The organism is Xanthobacter dioxanivorans (assembly GCF_016807805.1).
Taxonomy (GTDB): Bacteria; Pseudomonadota; Alphaproteobacteria; order Rhizobiales; family Xanthobacteraceae; genus Xanthobacter; species Xanthobacter dioxanivorans.
Genome location: NZ_CP063362.1, coordinates 2,996,665 through 3,019,728, shown reverse-complemented (window position 1 = coordinate 3,019,728; position 23,064 = coordinate 2,996,665). Strand labels below are relative to the sequence as shown.

Here is a 23,064-nt window from a genome sequence, read left to right as displayed (position 1 = left end):
GTGACGAAAAGAAAGCTGCCAAGGCAAATGCCCTCGTGGGAGCGCAACCGGCTTGTTGGCGCCGTCGACAGCGATCCTGCAGACGAGGAACCATCCTTCTGCGAGGCTTGTGAGACCGACCAGCCTGACGATGAGGATATTGTCGAAGGCATCCCAGCGGGCAGCGACTCTGCGGCCGTTATCGAGCATGCCGAAGATCCTCTCGAAGTAACGGCGCAACAGATCAACTTTGACGGTTCAGCGCCGTTGCCCCCGTGGCCTCGGGATGAGGAAAAAAGCCGTCACGATGGGGTGGATCCGCTAGATGGCAAGAAATTCACGGAACTACCTCCGCGCTTAATGCTTGATCTTCTGGGTGGCAAACATTTTTACGTTCGATTTCCGCTGCCATACTCGATTCCGGAAATGAAGACAATTACTTCCTTCGTTCCGCCAGAAGTGCGTGCCGATTCGGCGGATTGCATCGTTTTTTTGGCCCGAAAGTATTTGGTGAAAACGACGCTTGAACGTCCAGGCGCTTCAAAGCCAAGCCCCCAGGAGGAACTGGAAAATCTCCGAGATGCGGTGTCGAATTTACAGACCGCGATCCGTTCAGTCTCCGTTGAGGCGAGAAGGGTTCTGCATTTGTTGCCTAATAATTTACGAATAAGCATTCCTTATGGCCGGCCGCAGGTTGAAATAATATCGAGGCTGCAAAAGCCTGGATACTTTTCCATAGACGAGCTTGGTGCTGCTCTCAACGCCTTTCAGACACAGAACGAGGGGGTCCTCCAGAATATTCCGCCCAATAAGGATAGGCGGGGGGCTAAGCGTGCGCTTAAGAGTTCTCTTCAGGCGGACTTCGAGAAAGTGTTCCTTCTTGCTCACGGGGGCAGAAAGCCCAAGGGCGGGTTCGCCGAATTTCTCGACGCATGCTGCGAGCCCATCGGGGTCGAGCGTGTGGATCCGGAGAGTGAACGACGGGCCCGCATCCGGGCAAGGGCTCCCCTGAAGAATGGGTGACACAATGGGCCCGAAAGCGGGGTATTTGTGTCACTAGTTCCAGACTGCATTTTCTCCCATCGTCTCCTCACAGCTGATCTGCCCTTGGCGGACATGACGGAGGCGATGAGATGGCACTGGGACTTCGACGCGTTGATACGAAGGGTGCGGCCCAATACACAGGGCTGGCGGAATCGACGCTGAACAAGCGGCGCGTTTTCGGCGGCGGGCCTCGCTACATCCAGATCGGGCGCAGGGTGCTCTACGATATCGCGGATCTCGACGCGTGGATGGAGCAGAACAAGCGTTCGTCCACTTCGGACGCCGGCCGGGCCGCCTGACGATGCCGAAAACAGCGAACCCGACGCCCCTGGGGAAAGGGCGTCGGGCTCCGAGATTGACCACTGCGATTAGTGATGTCTCGGAGTTTCCTTCCTCCCTCGCCGTGTTTCAACGCACCGCGCCGCCGCGCCGGCCGATCCGGCCTCGCGTGGTGCTGGATAGCGGCGTCGTCGCCGGCCCCGACCCCAGCACCCGCGGGCGCCGCCTGTACTGGCTCGAAGCGACCAATGAATTCGGCGAGACCGCGGTCGTGGCCGATTCCTTCTCGCTTCGCGACCTGCAGTGGCTCGCCCTCCAATATCAGCGCGCTGGGTGGCTCGTCATCGATCGGACGGCGGGAGGCGCGCCATGACCGCGGCCCCGCAATTGGATCGGCAGATCGACACGGCCCATCGCTTCGCCCGCGATTCCGCCTTGTGGCTTCTTGGCCTCTGCCTTCGTCCCGACGGCCAGGTTGCAGCACTCCCCGATCGAGAGCTCGGCGAGCGTGCCTTGCGCGGCGTACGCAGCGGCGCGGCCACACTTCTCCGAGCCAGCGGCGTGGATGACCCGGAACTCTCCGAACGATACCAGAATCTCGTCGGCTCGTTGTTCCTCAGCGAGTTTGATCGGCTTTGCGCCGCCTGGCGAACCAAGGGAGGCCGGGCATGACGGCGCCCATCTCCGCCTCGCTTTCGATCACTCTGGCGCGCACCGATGCGCTCGCCCATTGGGAAACGACGCCCGCTTGGTTCGGCTTCCTTCGTGCCAATGGTCTGGATCCCCGTGAGATCGAGCCGTTCGCGGGGACAATCGGCGTCGTGCCTTGCCGCTTCACGCCACCGCCGCGCCGTTTCCGGTTAGATCCTGACGGTGCCGACGCCGCGTTCTTCGAGGTGCTGGCGATCGAGGATGGCGAGATCGTTGTGGCAGATCTTGTCGCGTTCGACGTGGCCGATCCGACGATCTTCGGCACCTTGGAAGGCTGCGGCGTGCTGCTCGGTGCTGACCAGATCGAGAACCCGTCGAGATATCTCGGCGACCGACCGCTGCTGGTCCATCGCACACCCCTGACGTGGCTTCGGGCCGGCTGCCAAGGTGTCGTCGTGCTCGATGAAAGGCGCGGCGGGGGTCGGCTGGCGGGGGCGCTGGGCAATCTGCTGGCAGAAGATCTGGATCACGCCCGGGCCCTGCACCGCATGATGGGGCGCGCTTTCCCAACCCGCCGGATCCGCGTGCCGTCGGCGTCAATCCGGGGGCAGCGTGACCCACGACCTGTCGCTCGATGAGGCGGACGACCTGGAGCGACGTGGCCGGCGGCGCAGCAGCGCGCGAGACCGCGCGGATCTGGCAGCAGATTCTCGATCTGAAGCCACACCCATTGATGCACGACATTCCGACAATAGCGGTGAGCTGACGGCGGACGATATTGCGCGGCTGGCACCGATGCTCGACGCCTCGGTCTTCGATGGCGTCGAGGTGCCGGAGCGCGAGTGGCATGTCGAGAACTATATCCCGCGGAAGACTGTCACGATTCTCTCCGGCGATGGCGGAACCGGGAAGTCCACCTTGGCCATGCAGCTTGCGGTCTGCACGGTGTTGGGACGCCCATGGCTCGGCATGCCGGTGGAGAATGGACCGGTCATATACGTCGCCGCCGAAGATGATCTCGATGAGCTCCACCGGCGATTTGCCGCCATCGTGGACGATCTCGGCTTGAGTTTTAGGCACCTCGTTGGGGCCGGGCTTCAGATCATCCCGCTAGCCGAGTGTGAGGATGCCCTGTTGGCGGTGCCGAACAGGGCCGGCAACCTGGAGCCGACGCAGCGTTTCCACGCCCTCATGAAGCGGGTGGAAGATGTTCGGCCGTCACTCTCAATTCTCGACACCAAGGCGGACCTCTTCGGCGGCGACGAGTTGAAGCGCGGTCATGCCCGCCAATTCATTGGAATGCTGCGTTCGCCTTCAATCCGGCTTAGCTACACTACTCTGCTACTCGATCATCCATCTGCCAGTGGACTAGCCCGCGGCACCGGCGACTCCGGATCTCTTGGCTGGGGGAACTCCGTGCGAAGCCGGCTCTATTTCGAGCGGATCAAAGACGAGGATGGCACCGAGGGCGACCCGGACGTGCGCCGGCTCGCCACTATGAAGGCGAACTATGCACAGAAAGGCCTCGAGTTGCGGGTTCGCTGGGAGCGCGGGGTCTTCGTGCCCGTGCCCACGCAGGGGACGGCCGCATATGGCGCCCAGGCGGCAGCGGACTACGCGGAGGATGTCTTCCTCAAGATGATGACTGCCCTCACTGCGGAGGGCCGGCCACCGACACCGGCCGGGCCCCAGTACGCCCCGACGATGTTCGCCAAGGATCCTCGTGCCGAAGGCCTCTCAAAGCGGGTTCTGGAGGCTGCAATGAACCGCCTCTATGCCAAAGGGCAGATCCGGGTGGAGGAGACGGGCCCCCGTCGAAGCGCCGTAAGCACGTCGTTCTGGTGGCCCCTTTGCCTCGGAAATGACCTTCCAATCCCTTCCAATCCCCCCATTCTCGCTTCCGATCGGTTCCAATCCCCCATCGAGCGATGTTCCAATCCCCCGGTTTTTTGGCTTCCAATCCCCTTTGCGGGCCTTCCAATCCCTTCCAATCCCCTTCCTTCCAACCCCCCATACCCCCCGAGCCCTTAGAGGGCGCTGCGCCGCCCCTCTGGAGAGGGGCGCTGCGCCCATCTGGCGGGTTGCGAGCGCACTTCCATCGCCGACCGACATCCCTCCCGTTCCAGAATGCTGGAAGCCGACGGATCACGGCTCGGTGCACCGCAATGTCCAATATGCCCGTGTGGATTGCGAGCGAACCCCGATGAAGGAGGGGGATTAATCGAGTTGGAGGGCGAGGTAGCTTTGCCCACCAACCGCCGCGGAAAAATCCCCAGCAGCATGGAGGTCGCGGCGTGAACGCCACCCAATAGGCTACCGGCCACCACGCAGCGTGCCCGTCGTGCGCATGCACCATCCACCGGGCGCGCCGCAGGGCCGTGCTCGGGACTGGCAGAGCGGTGGGAGGAGGATCGGACGGACCGCCTTGCTGGCCGGCGCACAGGAGCCGCGCCGTGCTGTTCAGCCGGCGGCCAGGCGCTTGCGGACGCGCTGGACCTGCATCGGGAACCACGTGCCGCCGGCGGGCGTGCTGATGCCGCGGCGGTTCAGCTCTTCGGCGGCAGCACGCGCGGTCATGCCGTCGAGTTCGGCGAACACCGGCGCGAGAAGTTGGGCTCGTTCCTCTGCCTCGGCCCTGAACCGCGGCGCGAGATGCTCGGCGCCGAACCGGCCCAGTTGCTGACCGCGGGCCTTCGCGGCGGCCAACGCGCTACGGGTACGGGCTGAGATAAGACGCCGTTCTTTCTCCGCGAAAGCCGCAAAAATGTGCAACGTAAACGGGTCTGCATCTGCCCCCAGCTCGGCGACGATGAAGGGCACGCGCTGCGACATGAGCCCCGCGATGAACGCCACGTCGCGGCTCAAGCGATCCAACTTCGCGACGATCACCGGGCATTTGCGCCGCCTGGCCGAGGCCAGCGCTGCCGCCAGCTCGGGCCGACGATCAAGAGCATCACTGCCCTTTCCGGTCTCGATTTCGATGCGCTCGCCCTGGATCTCAAAGCCCTCGGTCGCGGCAAAGCGGGCAATGGCTTCGCGCTGGGCTTCCAACCCGAGACCCGACTTCCCCTGCCTTGAGGTGGAGACTCGAAGGTAACTGATGGCGGCGCGCATAACAGGCACTCCAACGTTTGCCTGTTACGCTCGGGCCTGCGGGGCAGCTCGTCAAGAGGAAATTGCACGTCACTCCAATGGTTTGCGGCGATCCGGAGCGTCGTCTGCGGCACCTCGTTCGCGGGGGAAGGTCGACGTGCCCCCACACCCGGGGCCTTCGCACGTGAGAACGCGCGGGAGGGGGTGGGGGGCAAAAACCGACGGCCGCCGTCGGGCTCCTACATCGCCCACGCAACGGAGCCGAAAACGATCCGGGGTCAAATTTTTTCTGGCTCGAAGTTCCTTCCGGGAAAGGTCGGCGCGATCTGCGCAACCGCGGCAGCCTCATTGTTTTTCAGTCCGCGGCACACGGCAACGATATGCTCCATCCCCGCCCGCGGCCGCGCCGCGGGCCTCAGATCGAGGTGAACCAGCAGCCACAGTTTGCGGGTAACCCCATTTCCCCAGCGACGCCCCGAGCCGCCAGCATTTTCCCTGTCGCGGCGCAGAAATGGAGCGGGATCGCCGTCCATCACCGGGAATAGGCACACCTTGAGGGCATAATTTTCGCGTTTTAGCATTTCGTGTATAGGGTGCACACGTATACATTGCGCTGACACGCCGTGGCTTGGCGCAGCCTCGGCAGGTTGCAGCGGGATTGGGATTGCCGTCGGGGGCTGGCAATGGGCATGACGTCCTTGTGGATCGGCATCGCGATCTTCATCGTGCTCTATGCCGGCCTCGCCGCGTTTTCCATTGCTGTTCTTCCCCGCAAGAAGTATCCGCACCGGGAATTTGCGGATATCACGCAGGCGCTTGCCTACGACGACGCCCGGAACAAGCTGCGACAGACCATCGCGCAGATCGTCATCGGCTCGGGTTTCGTGTTCACCTTCGTGGCGGCCATCGTAGGGCACAACATCACCGTCCTGGAAGGCGAGCTGAAGAAGCAGAGCGACGATATCACCGCCTATATTAATGCGGGCAAGCTCGAAGGCGATGCACGCCTCATCTTCCTCGACCGACTTGCGAGGATATCGCCCCAGGGTTTTCACGATGCGGCCTACCGGGATGTGATCCGCACCATTCCGCACGCGAAGGACCCGCAATGTGAAAAGCCGGACTTCGACAACAGCCGCACCACGCTGGCCCTAACCCTGCTTGCGAACCGGATTGAGGCGAATGATGGCGCGCTCAGCCTCCTCCTCGAACGAAAGTGCCTAGCGGGGGTCCGGCTCGATCATTGGGGAGAGAAGGTCACGCGGGGCACTGGGCTGCGTTGGATGAACCTGTCCGGCTCGTCGCTCGTCGCCGCCGATTTGACGGGGATGGATCTCTCCAACAGCACCATGATGGGCGTTGCGGGCTGTGACTACGACATCGATGGATGGAGCGCAGATGTGGAGGCGAAGGGCCTAGATCTACGCGATCGCAACACGGCTTCCGAGCCCAAATACCCGGATCTTCGCCGCAAATACACTTTGCATTTCATCGACACCAAACTCAGGAACGTGCGGTTCGACTGGGCCTGCCTAAGCGGCGCGGATTTCCGCAAGGCGACCCTTAAGGGCGCGCAGTTTCACGGAGCCAACGTATCGCGCGCCGATTTCCGCGACACGGACATCTTGCCGTCACAGCTCGCAATGGCCTGCTACGGGCGGACCGATTTTTCGGCGGAGAAGAATGCGAAGGATTTTCCGCTGTTTGACGGATATGCCAGCGCCGCGTTCCGCGGCAAGGCGGCGATAATCCCGCTCTGCTCCAATGGGGAGCAATGACTGCAGTCTAAGTGTGAACGGGCGGGCGTCTCGCGGACAATGGTATCATACACTGTCTGCATTGCAGGAAGTCCCCATCCTGGTCCCGGACCGCGCACGATCGAGGTCTATCAGCTCGACAAGCGATCCTGCCTCATCGTCGTGGCCCAACTCTCCCCCGAGTTCACCGCGCGGGTGGTCGACCGCTGGCAGGAATTGGAGCAGCGCGTAGCGTAGCCCGACCCGATCCACGTGCTGAACGACCCGGCGGCGATGCGCGGGCTCCTGCTCACCTATTCGGAGAAGGTGCTGACGCTGGAGAGCGAGAACCAGGCGCTCGGCGACAAGGCCCGGCGCTGGATCGGATCGCAGTCGTCATCAGCATCCGCTGACTGGCCTCCCGCCTAACCTTGACGGGTGCGTTGTCGTGAATTGCGCGGGCCTTAGCCTCACTCCCGACTTCAGGGGCAGGCGGAGAGCCCGACCGGCATGAACAACACGACCGACCGGGGCTTTCGGTACTTCGACACCGATCTCGGAAAATCCATCGAATGGAACGGCACCGGGTGGCAGGCGCCATCGGTTTCGGCCGTCTGATCCTCGGTGCGTTGCTGCAAATTCCGGGGCGCCTAGCCTCTCCTCACAACCGGGCTGCCACCCGGGGCGCGGCAACCGAATTTGCGAAATCCTTCTCGGTGCCGGCGGTCGAATACGACACCCGCGCGCTGGGGCTTGGCAGCGCCGGCACCGAGAGGATCCATCATGCGTGACCCGCTCTCCGAGACACCTATCCCCGCCGTGGACGGCACGGCGCCCGTCATTCCGTTCCCGTCCCATCTCGCCCGCCCGAGCAACCTGCCCCGCTTTGCGGAAGCGCAGGTGGCGCCGCGGAGGGATGAGACGCTCGTCGAAAAGCTGAACCGCGCGCTTGCCGACATCGCGAGCATTCGCCGACCGCTGGAGGGCATGTGATGGGCGCGGAAACTCTCGCCCTCGCCGCCCTGACCGGCGCCTCGGCCGGCTTCAAGGCATACGGGGAATCGAAGGCGCAGGGCTATGCCGCCGCGGCGGCCGAGCGTGACGCCATGGTGGCGAAGACACAGGCGGCGCAGACCGACACGCAACTGCGCGAGGAGCTGAACCGCACGCTGAGCCGGGTGTCGACCATCCGCGCATCCTCGAATGTCGGCCTCGACAGCCCGACCACCGGGGCGGTGCTGGACGAGCAGCGCCGCATCGCCGACCGCGAGCGGCAGATCCGCGTCGGCTCGCTCGACATGCAGGCGGCGGCGAAACGGGACGAGGCCGATTTCCGGCGCGCGTCCGCGAACATGGCGCTCTACGGCGGCGGGCTCGATGCCGTCACCGGCATGGCGAAGATCGGCTACGGCGGCATGAAGCCCTCCGGCTCGTCCTGACACTGAACGGAGGCTCCCGTGGTCGATCTTCCCGAGTATCCCCATCGCCTGGTGGTTACTGAAGGCCCGCGCAACGGCATCTCCCCGGCCGACATCGCCGCGCCGTACGCCATGTTCGCCCGGGCGATGGACAATCTCGCCGACACGGTGCTGCCCGCCGCCATCGAGCAGGCCGAGGCCCGCGGGGCAGAGGCCGTCACCATCGGCCCGGACGGCCAGCCGCAGATCACGGAGATGGCGACGCTCGGCGTGCTGGGGCAAGCAGCGCAACGCGGTGCGCGGGCGAAGTATTTCGCGGACCTCCAGACGAAAACCGGGGAAGATTATCTCCAGCTTCGCCAAAAATATCAGGATGAGCCGGCTCGCTTCGATGTCGCGGCCAAAGCCTATAATCGCGAGATTGTCTCGAAGCAGGACCCTGTCTTGCGGCCGGCCGTTTCCACGGCGCTCGACAAGCTGCGCATGGGCCATTTCACGGACCTGTTCGAGAAACGGTTTGCGGTCGACCAGGCCAATGCCAAGACGGCGCTGGAAACTCAGCTGAACACGGTCTCGGACAACCTCGTGGCGCTGGCCCGCAGAGGCGGCGTGGAGAGCGGCGAGTATCTCGCCCAGGCGGAGAACGCGAAGGCCATCCTCGGCGAGCTCGGGAAGACCCCCCGCTGGGGCTACGGGCCTGCGGTCGTAGAAGACCGCCTGCGCCGCCTCGAAGACCGTGGCCGGGCCGCGGCCGTGCTGTCGTCCGTCGATGCCACCTATGACCACGTCGGGCCGCACGAGGCCCTGCGGCAGGCGGAAACGGCAATCTTCGATCCCAGCCTGCGGATGGACGAGGCCGAGCGGCAGAGCCGGTTCAACCTGGTGAAGGCGCACGTCGCCGCGCGCAAGTCCGAGGCAACGGAGGATATCCGCGAGATCCGCGCGCTCGCCGAGCCCACCATCACGGCGCTCCGGGACGGTGTCGACCTGGAAGCGGATGGCGACCTTCTGCGCCAGAGGATGCTCTCCCTTGGCGACACCATCGGTGCGGCCCGCATCACCTATGCGATGGAATATGGCCGCGGCCGCCGCGGGCAGTTCTCGATCCCCACGTCGGAATGGCAGCGGGGATCACTCGGCGATGTCCCGAAGGTACCGGCCCTCGCGACGGCCCGCATGGGCTTCGGCCAGGAGCTTCAGGACCCGGCGGTGAAGGCGCGCCTTGCCGCGCTCACCCAGGCCGAGGTCGGGGGCCAGGGGCCAGCGGCGCAGCAGGCGTTCATCGAGACCATCATGAACCGCGCTGCCGCGCGCGGGCAGACGCTGGCGCAGACCATGATCGGGGACTATTTCCCGGCGGTCACGCACCAGCGCACGGCACAATTCGTCTCCGATCCGAACATTGCCGCGCGTTATGACGGGGCGGTCTCTGCGGCGCTCGCCGGATCGAACGTCGGGAAGTTCGCCACCGGCAACGCGAGCGGGACGGTGCGGTTCAACGGCGGCCCCGGCGTGGCGGCCCACGGCGGCGAGCGCTTTGGCATTGAAGGACCGGATCAGGAATGGGCGCGCCGCATGGGCGCCGACATCGTCGGTTCCGGTCCGGATCGGCCTTCGTCCCCACTTCCCGCCTCCGCTCAGGGCCAGCAGGAGGGTATCGCGGCAGGCGGGTTGCCCGCCTCGCAGATCGCGGGCCTGCGCCAGTGGGCTGGCACCACGTTCGACGGCATGATGGCGGACGCGAAGAAGTCCGTGGGCAAATGGCACATCGGCGACGAGGATGTCGCCTTCCTCTCGGGGCGGATCTTCCCGTTCCTGGACGAGAAGCGGAAGCGCCAGGCGGTCGAGTTCCTCGCCGATGCCGAGCGCACGGACGCCCTGCTCGACCTGTCGCCGGATGCGCGGCAGGTGTTGCGGAACAGCCTGGAGCAGGCCGCGGCAGGTGGCAATCATGCGGCCCGCGCCGCGCTGCTCGACGACGAGGAGCGGTTCGCCACTCTCCAGCGCATGGAGCAGGAGACGCCGCTCCTGCGCGGCGTTCGCGCCGGCTGGATCAAGCCCCCTCCGCCTGTTCCCTGGCAAGGTTCGGACGATCAGGTGGCCGCCGCGATGCAGGCTCACGCGCGGGCGGCGATGCTGGTCACCAATCAGCTCCGGCGGCCGGTCCCGGCGTTCGAGGGCGAGGATCTCCGCTCGCTCGCGGGTGCGCTCGACATGGCGGACACGAGCGGCAAGGTCCGCATCCTCGGTGCGCTGGCCACCCTGCCGCCGGGCGTGCGCGAGGCAACGTTCGGCAAGCTGCATGAGACGGGGGCGAAAGGCGCGGTGCTCGCGTTCGCCGGCGGGCTGGCGAAGGATGCGCCGGATGTCGCCGCCGGCATCGTCCGCGGCCGGGACGCCCTCGCCGCCGAGCCGCGCTTTGTGCCGCAGAAGGAATCCGAGGCGCAGGCGTTCACCGAGGCTCTCGACACCACGCTTCCGGCATCGGCCTTCTCGATTGGGCACCGGACCGACGAGCGCGAGGCTTACGCCATCATGCGGGCTGCCGTGCGTGCCCGTTATGCCGACCTGTCCGCCGGCGCCGGCGACGCCTCCGGCGTATTGAAGCGGGAGCGTCTGGAGCGCGCCGTCGAGGAGGTGACCGGCGGCACTGTGCGCCACAACGGTGCGACCATCCTGGCGCCGAAGCGGGGTATGGACCAATCCGCCTTCGACAACATCCTGCTGGGCCTGACCGACACCGACCTCGCCGGCGCCCGCACGACGTCGGGCAAGCCGGTCACCGCTCAATATCTGCGCGACAGTGCCACGCTCGAATCCTTCGCCCCAGGGCGCTATTTCGTCCGGCTCAACCGCAACGCCGAGTCCCCACAATACGCCGCGGGCGACGACGGCCGCCCGTTCGTCCTTCGCCTCGACGACAAACAGCCGCCTGCAACCCGCGCGTGGGGGATGCCGCCTTCGTCGCCCGCCATCCCCTGGACCCAGTCGAACTTCGGCCGAGAGCCCTCCAGTTGGCCGGGAGGTGGTCGATGAGCTTTGGGATCTTCACCAAGGGACAGAACGAATCCCTCGACTATGCCCAGCAGCATCTCGCCGAGGATCTGCCGCTGGAGTTCTCAGATGCCTTCGATGCCGCCTGGCAAGAGGGGCTCCTGTTCGGCCAGTCCGTCTCCTCCGGCACCGCTCGGATGCAGGGCGTCCAGGAATATCTGGATGGCCTGCGCGAGAAGACCGGCACCACCTTCGTCAATCCGGCCTTCGCACCCCTCGGCGGCGGCAGCGCGGCGCTCGACGAGCTCAACGGCCAGATCGCGGCCCTCGCGCCGAAGTTCCCCGAGCTGGGCCTGAAGCCGCTCACCGCCGAGGACCTGGATCGCCTCGGCGAGGAGAAAGCGCGCCGGGCGCGGCAGGCATACCGCAAGGCCGCGGCACGGGAGCAGACCTGGGGCGGCACGGCCGGCCTCCTGCTGGGCTCCCTGTCCGCCGGTGCCGCCGATCCCGTCAACATCGTGACCCTGCCGCTCGCTGCGCCGAAGGCGCTCGGCATCCTCGGCACGGCGCTTGCCACCGCCGGCATCACGGCCGGCACCCAGGTCGGCATCGAGGCCATCGCCGCCCCGTTCAAGGAGAAGGTCGAGCCGGGCTACGGCGCGATCGGCGAGGCGGCCGAGAATGTGCTCAACGCGGCCGTCGCAGGCGGCGTGCTCGGCGGGGGGCGAAGGGCCTGGCTGCCATCTGGAGCCGTTACAAGACTGGTTCCTGGCCGCGCTCCGTGCGCGACGCCGGCAATGTGGTGGCGAGCGAAGGCCAGATCGACGCCACCAATCTCGTGCCCACTGTCGAAGGCGAGATGGCGCACCGCACGGCGCTCCAGCAGTCGATCGATGCGCTCGTGTCCGGCCGCCCCGTCGACGTGTCCGATACCATCACGCCCGACCTGTTGCGCGCCTATGGCGAGCGCCTGGATCCCGTGCTGGAAGCCCGCGGCAAGGCGCGCGCCGCGGAAGAATCGGCCTTCGCCCTGGAGCGCGAAGGGGCACGCCTGCCATCCTCGATGGAACGCCTGAGCGAGCTGCAGCTGAACGAAATCCGCAGTACGGCCCGGACTCTCGAACAGGAAGCCTCGGACGCTTTTGCCTCCCTGCGGGGTGAAGCCGACAGTCTCGCCGCCCGTCGCGCCGCCTTCGATGAGCGCGCTCCTGCTCGCGACGCCCTGCGCGCCGAGGTGGAGGGCCTTCGCACGGACCTCACGGCCGCGGAGCAGCGCCTCGCCGAGACCCGCGCCCCGAATGATCCCGACACGCAGGCCCGCCTTTCGGCCATTGAGGCCGACCTCGCCGCCGAGGGCCTGCCCACCGCGCGCCGCGTCGAGTTGGAGGTCGAGCGGGCCACCATCACCGAGACGCTCACCGCCACCGCTCCGGCAGATGCCCGCGCCATCGCTAGCCTCTCGGGAGAGGCGAAGGGGCTGCGCACCGCGCTCGCCCGAAAGGAGAAGGCGCTGGCCCGCGCCGAACAGACCGATGCGCGGGCCCGTGCCAAGCTCGACAAGGCCGACGCCGATCTGCCCCGCCGCATCACCGCCCACGAACAGCGCGCCGCCGGCCGCCGCGAGGCGGTCACCACCGAGATGCGCCGCACCGTGGCCCGGCTTGCGCAGGACGGATACGGCGTCCGTCTGTCCCGCGAGGAGGCCGAGCAGATCGCCGGCCAGATCCTCGGTGCCGGCGATGACGGCGCCGATGCGGTGCTGCGGTCGGTGACCGAGCACCTGGTGGACCGTGCGTTGGAGCAGCGCCGCACCCAGCCCGCGCCGCCACCCGGCCCCGGCCGCCCGGATCCCGTCGCGGCGCAGCGGGCCCGTGTCGGCCATTGGACCGACCAGACGCGCAAGCGCATCCAGGGCCTCGCCCGCGAGGTGGGCTATGAAATGCCGCGCGAGGAGGCCGCCATTGTCGCCGCGGCCGTTGCTCGCGCGCGGACCGATGACGAAGCTCTCGCCATTCTCGACGAGCTCCTGCTGCGCCCGCGCACCATCACCGAGACTCTGCCAGGCACCCTCGCGGCAAACCGCCTGCAGCCGGCACAGTCCCGCCTGACCGGCGCGGCGCTTGCGGTCCGAGAAGATGTGTATCGCCAGCTCATTGCGGCGGGCGAACCCGAGGGCCGGGCCGCCGCCGGCGCAGCGATCTGGGCCGCCCGCTACGACACGCGTGCCCGCCGGCTGGGCCTGTCGCCGGAACAGGCGTTCGACCTCTACCGGAAGGAGGGCGTGGACATCCGCGCGGCCGAGGCGCCGGAGGTGCTCGGGCCGGACAGCCTGCCGCAATCCTGGCTCGACCGTCTGAAGGCGGCCGGGGTCAGCACCGAGGTGAAGGCGCCGCCGCCGGCCGCTGCGGCGCGCGGGGAATCGCGCGGCCCAGTTCACGTGGACGCCGGCGCGAAGGAATGGACGCTCTATCACGGCACCGAGGCGACGACGGATTTCGAGCGCTTCGACCCGGAAAACGGCACCAACCCGCACACTCCGCCGGACGAGCGCGGCCTGTTCCTCGCCCCGTCGCCTGGCATGGCGGCCACCTATGCGTCGGGCACCGGCGCTACCGAGGGCGCTGGCCCGCGCATCTTCAAGGTGAAGGTCGATCCCGGCCGGTTCAAGGTGCTCGACCTGCCGGAGATGATCCGCAGCGATCCGGAGTTCATCGACCTGCTGCACGCCGCGAACAGCGATCGGCAGGGGCGGGGCGCGGAAGGGAGCTGGATCCCAGCGAACCAGCTCGACGCGCATTCCCGCCAGCGCTTGGCGGACCAGATTGCGCAGGCGGATACGCAGACGGAGGCAGCGCGGGCGGCCCGCGCCGTGATTCCGGATGCCACGGATGCCGACATTGCCGCCATGGTGGAGCGCTCGCGGCGCGTGATGCGCTCCAGCGGTGCCCTGAGCGCGGCGGTGCGCTATGGGCAGCAGCACGGCTACGACACCATCGTCGTGCGCGGGCTAATGGAGCATGATGGCGCCGATCAGGTGGTGGTGCTGCGGCCGGACCGGGTGTTCTCGGCCTATTCAGGGGAAAAGCTGTATCAACGCCGGAGCGATGCGCCGAAGGTCAGCACGGAAGTGCTTCGGGGTCAGTTGAAGGAGCAATTTCCGTCCGTCGAATTCTGGCTCGGGGAGCGGGATGGCGGAAATGTGCTTGTCCTGGATAAGATCGCCATCCCAGCTCAGCAGCGCGGTGCGGGCGTGGGCACCCAATTCATGCGCCGACTGCTCGAAGTGGCAGACCAGAATGGGCAAACGGTCGCGCTGACGCCATCCGGCGACTTTGGTGGGTCTAAATCCGCGCTGGAGCGTTGGTATCGCTCTCTTGGGTTCGTCCCGAACAAGGGGCGGAAGGCGGACCATTCGATATCGGAGGCGATGTACCGGCCGCCGGGGGGACGTTTCTTCCAGGAAAATGGAGGGCCACCCCGCGGCGCCATTACGATGGCCGACAACCGGGCCGTCATCGAGCTGTTCCAGGGCCGCGACGCCTCCACCTTCATGCACGAATCCTCGCACCTGTGGCTCTCGGAGATGGTGCGCGATGCCGAGGTGTCGCCGGCGGTGAAGGCGGACCTGGATGTGACCCTGCGCTGGCTCGGTGTGGACGACGCGGCGAAGATCGGTCGCGCCGAACAGGAGAAGTGGGCACAGGGCTTTGAGCAATACCTGCGGGACGGCAAGGCGCCGTCGTCCGCGCTCGCCCGCGCCTTTGAGCAGTTCAAGGAATGGCTGACCAGCATCTACCGCGCCGTATCGGACCTGGGCGATCCGATCCCGGACGACATCCGCGGCGTCATGGACCGCATGCTGGCGGTGCCGGAACAGGAGGTCGCGCCCGCAGCTTCGCCATCGCGCGCCGCACCCGTCCGCCCGGAGCAGCTCGCGGCCCTCGCGCCGGAGCTGATGCCCGCGAAGGTGCTCGCCGCCCGCTCGTCGGAGGAGACGGAGGCCGCGGTGCTCCACGATCTGGACAAGCTGCGGGCCACCCGAGACTTGCAGATCCCCGTCGGCGAACGGCTCGACGAAACCGGCGCGCGCGTCGCTGACATGCGCTCGGTCGACGAGCTCATGGACGAGGCCGATGCCCGCCTTGCCGCTGCGGCGGAGATCCGCGCCTGCGCCATGCCCATGCCGGAGGTGACCCTGTGAGCGTCGTGGATTGCATCGACAAGCTGGTGAAGACCGGCCAGATCACGCGGCAGATCGCGGACGAGGCCCTCGGCCTCTACGAGCGCTCCCGCGGCGAGTTCGGCCGCACCATGGGCCCGGCGAGCGCGGAGGCGGCCGCCGGCCTCGCCGCCGCGCGGGCGCTGGAATCCTCGGCCAAGCGGCTGAAGAACGACACGGCGACGCAGGCGCTCGCCTGGGCGAATGCCGAGCGGCGTGTCCTGTCGCACCCCAAGGGCCGCGTTGCTGGCGTCATGTCCATGCTCACCCGCGACATCTGGGAAGCCGGCGGCGAGAACGTCGCCACCAAGGGTGAGGTCATCTGGGCGCAGCTTTCGGCGAAGTTCGGCCAGGCGCTGGAGGCCTATTCTCCCGGCATCGCCGGCCAGTCGCGCCAGCAGATCGCCGGCGTGCGCAACCTCGTGCGCGAGCTGTTCGACGTCGAGACCGGTGACGGAATGGCCAAAGCCGCGGCGGCGGGCTGGAAAGCGGCGGAGAAGGAAGGCACGGACCGGATCCTCGCGGCCGGCCGCAACGTCCCGCTGGCCGACGCATGGCGCCTGCCGCAGTTCTGGGACACGCTCCGGGTGCGCGCGTTCACCCGTGAGGAATTCAAGGCCGACTTCGCCGCCGAGCTGGATCGCGGTGCGCTCACCCTGTGGGACCGCGACACCGGCGCCCCGGCGAAGGCCGACCGGCGCGACTTCGTGCTGGAGCGCGCCTATCGCGATATCACGGTGGGGGACAGCGCGAGCACCGCCTTTTCGCCCGAGCAGCGCACCTTCCAGTTCGCGGACGGTGCCGCGGGCGCGGAGGCCTGGCTGCGGCTCCAGGAGAAGTACGGCTCCGGGCAGAATGTCTTCGGCGTCCTCACCGGCCACCTGCAACGCATGGCGAACGAGATCGCCCTCGCCGAGGTCATCGGCCCCAATCATGGCGCCATCGTCCGCGCTGCCCTCACCCTTGCGAAGGAGGAGGAAGCCGGCCTGTCGCGCTGGCAGCGACTGAACCCGCTGCGGATGCTGGAGAGCCGGTCCATCGCCGAGCGCGCCTACGACGTGCTCACCGGTCGCGCCAACGCCGTGGATGGCCCGCTGATGGCCGGGTTCTTCGGCGGGCTGCGCTCGCTCAACGTCGCCTCCAAGCTCGGCGGCGCCATCGTCTCGGCGATCCCCGGCGACAGCGTCACCACCGCGCTCGCCGCCTCCTACAATGGCATGGACCCCGGCCGCATCCTCACCGGCGTCATCCGCGAGATCAGCCGCGGCGGCGAGGAGAGCCGCCAGATCGCGGCCCGCCTGCAGCTCACCGCGCACGCCGCGATGGATTCCGCCCACAGCTTTGTCCGCTTCGCCGGCGAGGCGTCGGGGCCGCAGATCCTGCGGGCGATGGCCACCACCGTGATCCGGGCGCAGGGGCTGGCATGGTGGACCGACACCATGAAACGGGTCTTCACCATGGAGTTCACCGGTCACCTCGCGGACCATGCCGGGCATTCGCTCGACGCCCTGCGCAAGGTCGACGCGCCGCTCGCCAACTTCCTCGACCGCCACCAGATCAGCGCGAAGGAATGGGACACGATCCGCGCCGGCGCGCCGCTGGAGGTGGAGGGCGCGCGCTTCCTGGACACCGAGGCGATCGGGGACCGGGCGCTGCGGGAGAAGCTGCTGGGCGCCATGATCGAGGAGCGGGCCTTCGCGGTGCTCGAGCCCGACGCCCGCATCCGCGCCGTCATGACCGGCGGCACGACAGCCGGCACCTTCTGGGGCGAGATGGTCCGCAGCGCGACGCTCTTCAAGTCGTTCAGCATGACCATGGTCGCGACACATCTCATGCGCCTCGCGACCCAGGGGCCCATCGAGCAGCGGGTGTGGAACGGCGCCGCCTTCGTGCTGTTCAACCTGCTTGCCGGCGCAGCCGCGATCCAGGCGCGTGCCGTGCTCTACGGCAAGACGCCGGAGGCCATGGACACGCCCGGCTTCTGGGTGCGCTCCGGACTGCAGTCCGGCTCGCTCGGCGTGTACGGCGACCTGATCAATGCCTCCACCTCGCGCACCGGCCGCTCGCCCGTCTCGGACCTCGCCGGCCCGGCCATCGGCGCGGCGGAGGACGTGGCGCGCCTGTCCTCGCAGCAGCTCCGGCGCCTGATGGAGGGGGCCGACACCACCTTCGGCGCCGAGGCGGTGCGCACCGCCAGGCGCTACGACCCCTCCCTCTGGTACACGCGCCTCGCCGTCGATCGCCTGCTGTTCGACCAGATCCAGACGCTCGTGGATCCGGACTATCGCGCCTCCTTCCGTCGGTCGGAGAAGGCCGCCCAGCGCGACTTCGGGCAGTCCTATTGGTGGGCGCCGGGCGACGCGCTGCCGCGAGGTGTGCGATGACGCGCATGAACTGGGGCCGCGCCCGCCGCTGGAAGCCCGAGGACAGCCTCTCCCGGCCGACCGTCGCCACCGACCGGATGGAGTCGTTCGGCTCCGCGCGCCGTCCGGCCCAGCGCACCTTGCCGCTTCCCGCAACGGCCTCGTCCACCATCACGTTGGCCTATCTCGCCGGCTTCGGCTTCAACCGCCTCTCCGCCTGGTGCCCGAGCTGCCGCGCCGTTGCCCGCATCAGCTTCGAGGAGCTCGCGGCCGAGCATCTCGACCGGGCGCCCGAAGACCTCGGCACTGCGCTCGCCTGCCCGGACTGCGGCTCGTCCCGGGCGCTCTCGCCCATGGCGGAAAAGGCGGTGCGCATCGGATGAGCCTGGAGCCGATCGCCTTCTGCCGGGACTATCGCGGCCTGATGGACGCGCTGAAGGCGCGGCGGGTAGCGCTCGGGTTCACGCAGATGGAGGTGGACGATCGCGCGGGGCTCCAGGACGGCTACACCGGCAAGCTCGAAGCCTGGGACCGGGACAGTGGGCGCCGGTTGGGGCCGGTATCCCTGGAATTGCTGCTGGTGGCGCTCGACGTTCAGATCGCCCTCGTGGAGCTCCGCCCGCCGGCGCCTCGGGCCGAACCCGATCCGGCGCAGCTCCGGCTCCCGCTCGTCGGCGGAGACATGCGCCGTCGCACCGATCAGGATTTTGTGCGCCTCCCTGGCCGGAACCGGCGGCGCGAGGCGCAGGCGCAAGCGGACCAGCAGAAATGCGCAGAGGTGATCACGGAGGCCGCCGAATGACCCGCGTCGAGACGCGCGACACCATGCGCAACCGGATGCGGGCGGAAATCCGCCGGCGCTGGAAGCCCCTCTCCCGGCGGGCGCTCGGGTGCAAGCGCGGCGCGCGGAACCGCAAGGACGTCTGGCTGCTGGCCAGCGACATGCCGGCCATCATCCTGCGCGTGATTGCCCGCGAGCTGGCCGCCGGGCGCCAGGTGCAGATCCCCGGCTTCGGCACCTTCCACAGCCGGTTCGGCGGGACCACGGTCGCGCTCCAGGGAAATCGGCCAGGTCACAAGCCGCTGCCATCCCGCCGGATGGCTCAGGTTCGCGTCTCGAAGTCATTGATCCGGGCGGTCCCTGGCGACGGTACCCGCTGGTCGCTGAAGTTCCGCGCCTCGCCGCTGCTGAAGAAGTCGATCCAGCCCGGCGGCCCGCCGCTGAAACGCACGCGGCGCAAGGCGGTGAGGCCAGAAACCCTGCCGCCCGCACCTGCGCCCGCACCGCGGCCGTCGGCGCCACTCGCCGAAATCATCCTGCGCTGATGGGAGGACGCGATGGAAGAAGAGACCGAAAACCCGCTGCTCCCCGAACCCGCCGAGCCGGACCCGCTCACCCCGAAGCGCCGGGCCTTGGTCGACGCCATGGTGTGGCGCGGGCTGAAGCTCACCGATGCCGCGGTCGAGGCCGGCATGACGGAGCGCAACGCCCGCATGTGCGCCCAGGACCCGAGCTTCCGGGCCGCGCTGAACCGGGAGATGGCTGCCTTCAAGGCATCGCACCGGCCGCGGAACGTGCACCGCCTCGCCGAGCTGCGCGATCAGGACGAAGCCAAGGGCGCCGCTGTGCAGGCCATCCGGCTGCTGGAGGATATGGCGGAGGCCGCCGATGCGGAGAAGACGACCACCGTCAAGCCCGGCATCGTCGTCATCATCCGCCGCGAGCACCTGCCGCAGCCAGCCGCCCCCGAAGGGGCGAAGATCGTGTTCTGCGACCCTGAAGACGAAGCCGGGTAGCGATGAGCGTCGACTGAGGCGCCCCGGCTCCCCGGCCCATCACTGGGATTTCCGCGAGGAAGACTGCAACCGTGCCACGGGCGGCGGATGGTCGAACCCAGCGTTCGCCGTTTACCATAAGAAGAGTGCGTTGTTGACCGGGACTACTTCAAATTGAATTGTTAAAGAACAGTTAACCGAGCGGAACTGGGGGCAGAGATGAGTGCCGGCGCTCGCACGCAGATGACGCCGCTTGCCTTCATCAAGAAATGGAAATCGGCTTCCCTCAATGAACGACAGTCTGCGCAAGAGCATTTTATTGACCTCTGCGCCCTGGTCGGCCATCCAACTCCGACGGAGGATGATCCCAGAGGCGAATTCTTCGCCTTCGAGAAAGGCGCGAGCAAGGTCGGGGGTGGTCGTGGCTTTGCCGACGTGTGGAAGAGGGATTACTTCGCATGGGAATACAAGCAGAAGAACGGTGATCTGGATGGCGCCCTTCTTCAATTGATGCGCTATGCCCCAGCCTTGGAGAACCCGCCGCTTCACGTCGTCTGTGACATCCAGCGCTTTCGCATCCACACGGCTTGGACAAATACAGTCCCGGCGACCTACGAAATTAACCTGGACGATCTAGCTGATCCGGCCCCGCGAGAGATCCTCTATAATCTGTTCTTCAACCCCGAGAAGCTCAAGCCGACACGGACCAGAGCCGGATTGACGAAGGAGGCGGCCGACAAGTTCTCCACCATTGCCTGGCGTCTGCAGGGGCGAGGTGCTCCGGAAGACATCGCGCACTTTGTGAACCAACTGGTGTTCTGCTTCTTTGCCCAGAGCGTTGGCCTTCTCCGCGGCGGGATCTTTACCACTTTGTTGCGCCGTGCAGCGCAAAATCCCGGCAAAGCGCGCGACTACCTTAGTGGCCTGTTCGAAGCCATGGAGAAGGGCGGCGACTTTGCACTCACCGATGTCATGCATTTCAACGGAGGGCTCTTCGACGGACGCAAAGCTCTGCCGCTGGACGAAGGTGACATCGGCCTTTTGATTGCTGCCGACAGCCTCGACTGGAGCCTGATCGACCCGACAATCTTCGGCACGCTGTTCGAGCGCTTCCTTGATCCGAAGAAACGGGCCCAGATTGGCGCGCACTATACCGACGCGGACAAGATCGGTCGGATCATCGACCCAGTGATCTTGCGTCCTCTCCGCGCTGAATGGGAGGTGACCAAAGGAAAAATTGTGGGTCTCCTGGATGGGACGTCCCAGCCGCCAATGCGAAAGAAAGAGCGCCGTCGGATGACCCGAGAGGAGGCCGCCGAAGAGGTCCGATCCGCATTCATCGAGAAGCTTTGCAACTTGAGGATTCTCGATCCGGCCTGCGGCTCGGGCAATTTCCTCTATCTTGCACTACAGGGTGTGAAGGACATCGAGAACCGGGCGAACCTCGATTGTGAGATGCTGGATTTGAAGTCGCGTTGGCCGGCCGTTGGCCCTGAAATCCTGCTGGGCATTGAGGTCAATGCGCTCGCCGCCGAGCTCGCACGAACGACGATCTGGATCGGCGATATCCAATGGCGCCTGCGGAACGGGATCCACACCCACGAGGTCCCGGTCCTTCGAAAGCTGAATTCCATCGAGGGCGCGGATGCCCTCATTGAGCGCGTCCCTGCACCTGATCGCGGCGGACAGATGGACTTGCTGGCCGGTCCTAATGCCAGGACCGCCTATCGCCCCACCATTTGGCCCCGCGCGGACTTTATCGTCGGCAATCCCCCGTTTCTCGGCGGGAAGCTGCTCCGGCATGGGCTTGGAGATGAGGTCGTAGATCGTCTTTTCAACCTATACGATGGGCGTGTAACGCGGGAGGCTGACCTTGTCTGCTATTGGTTCGAGCACGCTTTGGCTGCCGTCAAGGGCGGACGCTCGCAGAGGGTCGGTTTGGTGGCGACCAATTCCATCCGCGGAGGCGCCAACCGCAAGGTGGTAGAACAGATCGTAGCTGAAAGCCGGATCTTCGAGGCCTGGAGCGACGAGCCGTGGGTGGTCGATGGTGCGGCGGTTCGTGTGTCCCTCATTTGCTTCGGCAATGGGGAGGACGCCTGCCAACTCGACGGAGCGCCTGTCCCCCAGATTAATGCTGACCTGACCTCGGGCACGATGGACTTGACCAAGGCGCGCCGTCTCAAGGAGAACCTTGGCGTCGCATTCATGGGCGACACGAAGGGTGGCGCGTTTGACGTCCCGGGAGAACTCGCGCGAGCGTGGCTCCAGATGCCTCTCAACCCGAATGGACGACCTAACTCTGACGTACTGCGGCCCTGGCGCAACGGCATGGATGTGACGCGCCGGTCGCGCGATATGTGGATCATCGATTTCGGCTGGGTGATGACGGAACAGGAGGCGTCCCTTCATGAGGCTCCGTTCCAGCATGTGAAGGATCACGTGCTCCCCGAACGTTCTCAGAACCGACGTGATGCCTATCGCGAACGCTGGTGGCGGCATGTAGAGCCGAGACCGGCTTTTCGTACAGCGGTCCGGCAACATGCTCGTTATCTCACGACACCAAGAGTCGCCAAGCACCGGCTATTCATGTGGTTGAACGCCTGTGATGTGCCAGATTCCAGAATATTTTCATTCATTCGTTCTGACGATTTTTTCTTTGGCGTCTTGCATTCTAGGTTTCATGAGTTGTGGTCTTTGAGAACGTGCTCGTGGCATGGCGTTGGCAATGACCCGACCTATAATAATTCGACGGTATTCGAGACATTTCCGTTCCCCGACGGACTAACACCTGATGTTCCGATCGCGCGCGTCCTACGAGATCGCCGCGCTGAAGCCATAACGCAGACAGCAAAGCGCTTGGACGACCTGCGCCAGGCTTGGCTGAATCCTCCGGACCTGGCCCGCATCGAGCAAGAAGTGGTCCCTGGTTTTCCGGACCGCATTCTTCCAAAAGACGCTGCCGCGGCGGCGATCCTGCGCGAGCGCACCCTGACCAACCTCTACAACCGGCGCCCGCAGTGGCTGATCGATGCGCATCGCGAACTCGATGGTGCCGTCGCTGCAGCCTATGGCTGGCCGGCGGACATTTCCGACGAAGATGCGCTGGCCCGGCTGTTGGAGCTCAACCTGGCGCGGGCCGCTGCTGACGAAGCCGGCCCATCCGCACGGACGACTAAGCGGCCCCCTAAGCCCGACGGCGAGCGGCGCCAGACCCACATGAAACTGCCGATCACCGGCAAGGCAGGGAAGCAGGCGGACTTCCAGTCCCCCGAATTTCTTCCGCAGTCGGTAGAGGAAGAGCCCGCTGCGAAGCGCCGTCGGGGCCGGCGCCGCGCCAGTTGATCGTCGCCGAGCGGGGCGACGATCTGTTCAGCGCGGGGTGAGAAGGACGGGCGCCGGCTATTTTTTATCGATGGGTGGGCGACGGCGTGGCGGAGGTGTAGGAGGATCCCAATTCTCCTTGACGCCCGTCCCTGTTGAATGGAGCCGCGGGCCAATACCAGCCCTGT

21 protein-coding genes are annotated in these 23,064 nt (G+C 66.5%); 19 read left to right on the top strand and 2 right to left on the bottom strand.

Annotated elements, in window-relative coordinates; translation table 11 throughout:
* From EZH22_RS14125 to EZH22_RS14100, 6 genes are all read left to right on the top strand, one after another.
* Nucleotides 1-1,002, top strand: coding sequence for a hypothetical protein (locus EZH22_RS14125; protein ID WP_203196202.1), 1,002 nt, complete (start codon nucleotides 1-3; stop codon nucleotides 1,000-1,002).
* A gap of 110 nt (nucleotides 1,003-1,112) precedes the next feature.
* Complete coding sequence (locus EZH22_RS14120; RefSeq protein ID WP_203196201.1) at nucleotides 1,113-1,322, top strand: helix-turn-helix transcriptional regulator; 210 nt, start codon at nucleotides 1,113-1,115, stop codon at nucleotides 1,320-1,322.
* A gap of 56 nt (nucleotides 1,323-1,378) precedes the next feature.
* Nucleotides 1,379-1,675, top strand: coding sequence for a hypothetical protein (locus EZH22_RS14115; RefSeq protein ID WP_203196200.1), 297 nt, complete (start codon nucleotides 1,379-1,381; stop codon nucleotides 1,673-1,675).
* Nucleotides 1,672-1,974 carry a hypothetical protein gene (locus tag EZH22_RS14110; RefSeq protein ID WP_203196199.1) on the top strand — a complete coding sequence of 101 codons (303 nt, stop codon included), beginning with the start codon at nucleotides 1,672-1,674 and terminating at the stop codon, nucleotides 1,972-1,974. Before EZH22_RS14115 ends, EZH22_RS14110 begins: the two co-directional genes overlap by 4 nt.
* Nucleotides 1,971-2,591, top strand: a complete 621-nt coding sequence (locus tag EZH22_RS14105) for a hypothetical protein (RefSeq protein WP_203196198.1) — start codon at nucleotides 1,971-1,973, stop codon at nucleotides 2,589-2,591. The genes EZH22_RS14110 and EZH22_RS14105 overlap by 4 nt, the downstream gene beginning before the upstream one ends.
* Complete coding sequence (locus EZH22_RS14100; RefSeq protein WP_203196197.1) at nucleotides 2,566-3,984, top strand: AAA family ATPase; 1,419 nt, start codon at nucleotides 2,566-2,568, stop codon at nucleotides 3,982-3,984. The genes EZH22_RS14105 and EZH22_RS14100 overlap by 26 nt, the downstream gene beginning before the upstream one ends.
* Nucleotides 3,985-4,413: 429 nt before the next feature.
* Here the strand turns inward: EZH22_RS14100 and EZH22_RS14095 are convergent, their stop codons facing one another.
* Together EZH22_RS14095 and EZH22_RS14090 are read right to left on the bottom strand one after the other, a co-directional pair.
* Nucleotides 4,414-5,067, bottom strand: a complete 654-nt coding sequence (locus EZH22_RS14095; protein ID WP_203196196.1) for a recombinase family protein — start codon at nucleotides 5,065-5,067, stop codon at nucleotides 4,414-4,416.
* 257 nt (nucleotides 5,068-5,324) lie between these two features.
* A complete protein-coding gene (locus EZH22_RS14090; RefSeq protein WP_203196195.1) occupies nucleotides 5,325-5,579 on the bottom strand; it encodes a hypothetical protein in 255 nt (84 codons plus the stop codon).
* A gap of 150 nt (nucleotides 5,580-5,729) precedes the next feature.
* Here EZH22_RS14090 and EZH22_RS14085 point away from each other — a divergent pair, with 150 nt between their 5' ends.
* The 13 genes from EZH22_RS14085 to EZH22_RS14020 all read left to right on the top strand — a co-directional run bounded on the left by EZH22_RS14085 (nucleotide 5,730) and on the right by EZH22_RS14020 (nucleotide 22,897).
* Nucleotides 5,730-6,824 (top strand): pentapeptide repeat-containing protein, encoded by a 1,095-nt coding sequence (locus EZH22_RS14085; RefSeq protein WP_203196194.1) that lies wholly within the window; start codon nucleotides 5,730-5,732, stop codon nucleotides 6,822-6,824.
* 231 nt (nucleotides 6,825-7,055) lie between these two features.
* Nucleotides 7,056-7,211 (top strand): hypothetical protein, encoded by a 156-nt coding sequence (locus tag EZH22_RS14075; protein WP_203196192.1) that lies wholly within the window; start codon nucleotides 7,056-7,058, stop codon nucleotides 7,209-7,211.
* A gap of 143 nt (nucleotides 7,212-7,354) precedes the next feature.
* Nucleotides 7,355-7,573 (top strand): hypothetical protein, encoded by a 219-nt coding sequence (locus EZH22_RS14070; RefSeq protein WP_203196191.1) that lies wholly within the window; start codon nucleotides 7,355-7,357, stop codon nucleotides 7,571-7,573.
* Nucleotides 7,566-7,775: a hypothetical protein gene (locus EZH22_RS14065; protein WP_203196190.1), complete on the top strand. Its 210-nt coding sequence runs from the start codon at nucleotides 7,566-7,568 to the stop codon at nucleotides 7,773-7,775. Before EZH22_RS14070 ends, EZH22_RS14065 begins: the two co-directional genes overlap by 8 nt.
* The gene (locus EZH22_RS14060) at nucleotides 7,775-8,221 is read left to right on the top strand and encodes a hypothetical protein (protein WP_203192623.1); all 447 of its coding nucleotides are present in this window, start codon (nucleotides 7,775-7,777) and stop codon (nucleotides 8,219-8,221) included. The genes EZH22_RS14065 and EZH22_RS14060 overlap by 1 nt, the downstream gene beginning before the upstream one ends.
* An 18-nt stretch (nucleotides 8,222-8,239) precedes the next feature.
* Nucleotides 8,240-11,236 carry a hypothetical protein gene (locus EZH22_RS14055; protein ID WP_203192622.1) on the top strand — a complete coding sequence of 999 codons (2,997 nt, stop codon included), beginning with the start codon at nucleotides 8,240-8,242 and terminating at the stop codon, nucleotides 11,234-11,236.
* 739 nt (nucleotides 11,237-11,975) lie between these two features.
* Complete coding sequence (locus tag EZH22_RS14050; protein WP_203196189.1) at nucleotides 11,976-15,395, top strand: hypothetical protein; 3,420 nt, start codon at nucleotides 11,976-11,978, stop codon at nucleotides 15,393-15,395.
* Nucleotides 15,392-17,797: a hypothetical protein gene (locus tag EZH22_RS14045; protein ID WP_203196188.1), complete on the top strand. Its 2,406-nt coding sequence runs from the start codon at nucleotides 15,392-15,394 to the stop codon at nucleotides 17,795-17,797. The genes EZH22_RS14050 and EZH22_RS14045 overlap by 4 nt, the downstream gene beginning before the upstream one ends.
* A complete protein-coding gene (locus EZH22_RS14040; protein ID WP_203196187.1) occupies nucleotides 17,794-18,159 on the top strand; it encodes a YbbN family protein in 366 nt (121 codons plus the stop codon). The genes EZH22_RS14045 and EZH22_RS14040 overlap by 4 nt, the downstream gene beginning before the upstream one ends.
* On the top strand, nucleotides 18,156-18,578 hold the full coding sequence (locus tag EZH22_RS14035; protein ID WP_203196186.1) for a hypothetical protein: 423 nt from the start codon (nucleotides 18,156-18,158) through the stop codon (nucleotides 18,576-18,578). Before EZH22_RS14040 ends, EZH22_RS14035 begins: the two co-directional genes overlap by 4 nt.
* Nucleotides 18,575-19,102, top strand: coding sequence for a hypothetical protein (locus EZH22_RS14030; protein WP_203196185.1), 528 nt, complete (start codon nucleotides 18,575-18,577; stop codon nucleotides 19,100-19,102). The genes EZH22_RS14035 and EZH22_RS14030 overlap by 4 nt, the downstream gene beginning before the upstream one ends.
* Nucleotides 19,103-19,114: 12 nt before the next feature.
* Nucleotides 19,115-19,573: a hypothetical protein gene (locus EZH22_RS14025; RefSeq protein ID WP_203196184.1), complete on the top strand. Its 459-nt coding sequence runs from the start codon at nucleotides 19,115-19,117 to the stop codon at nucleotides 19,571-19,573.
* Nucleotides 19,574-19,771: 198 nt separating this feature from the next.
* Nucleotides 19,772-22,897 (top strand): class I SAM-dependent DNA methyltransferase, encoded by a 3,126-nt coding sequence (locus tag EZH22_RS14020; protein WP_203196183.1) that lies wholly within the window; start codon nucleotides 19,772-19,774, stop codon nucleotides 22,895-22,897.
* Nucleotides 22,898-23,064: the final 167 nt, after the last annotated feature.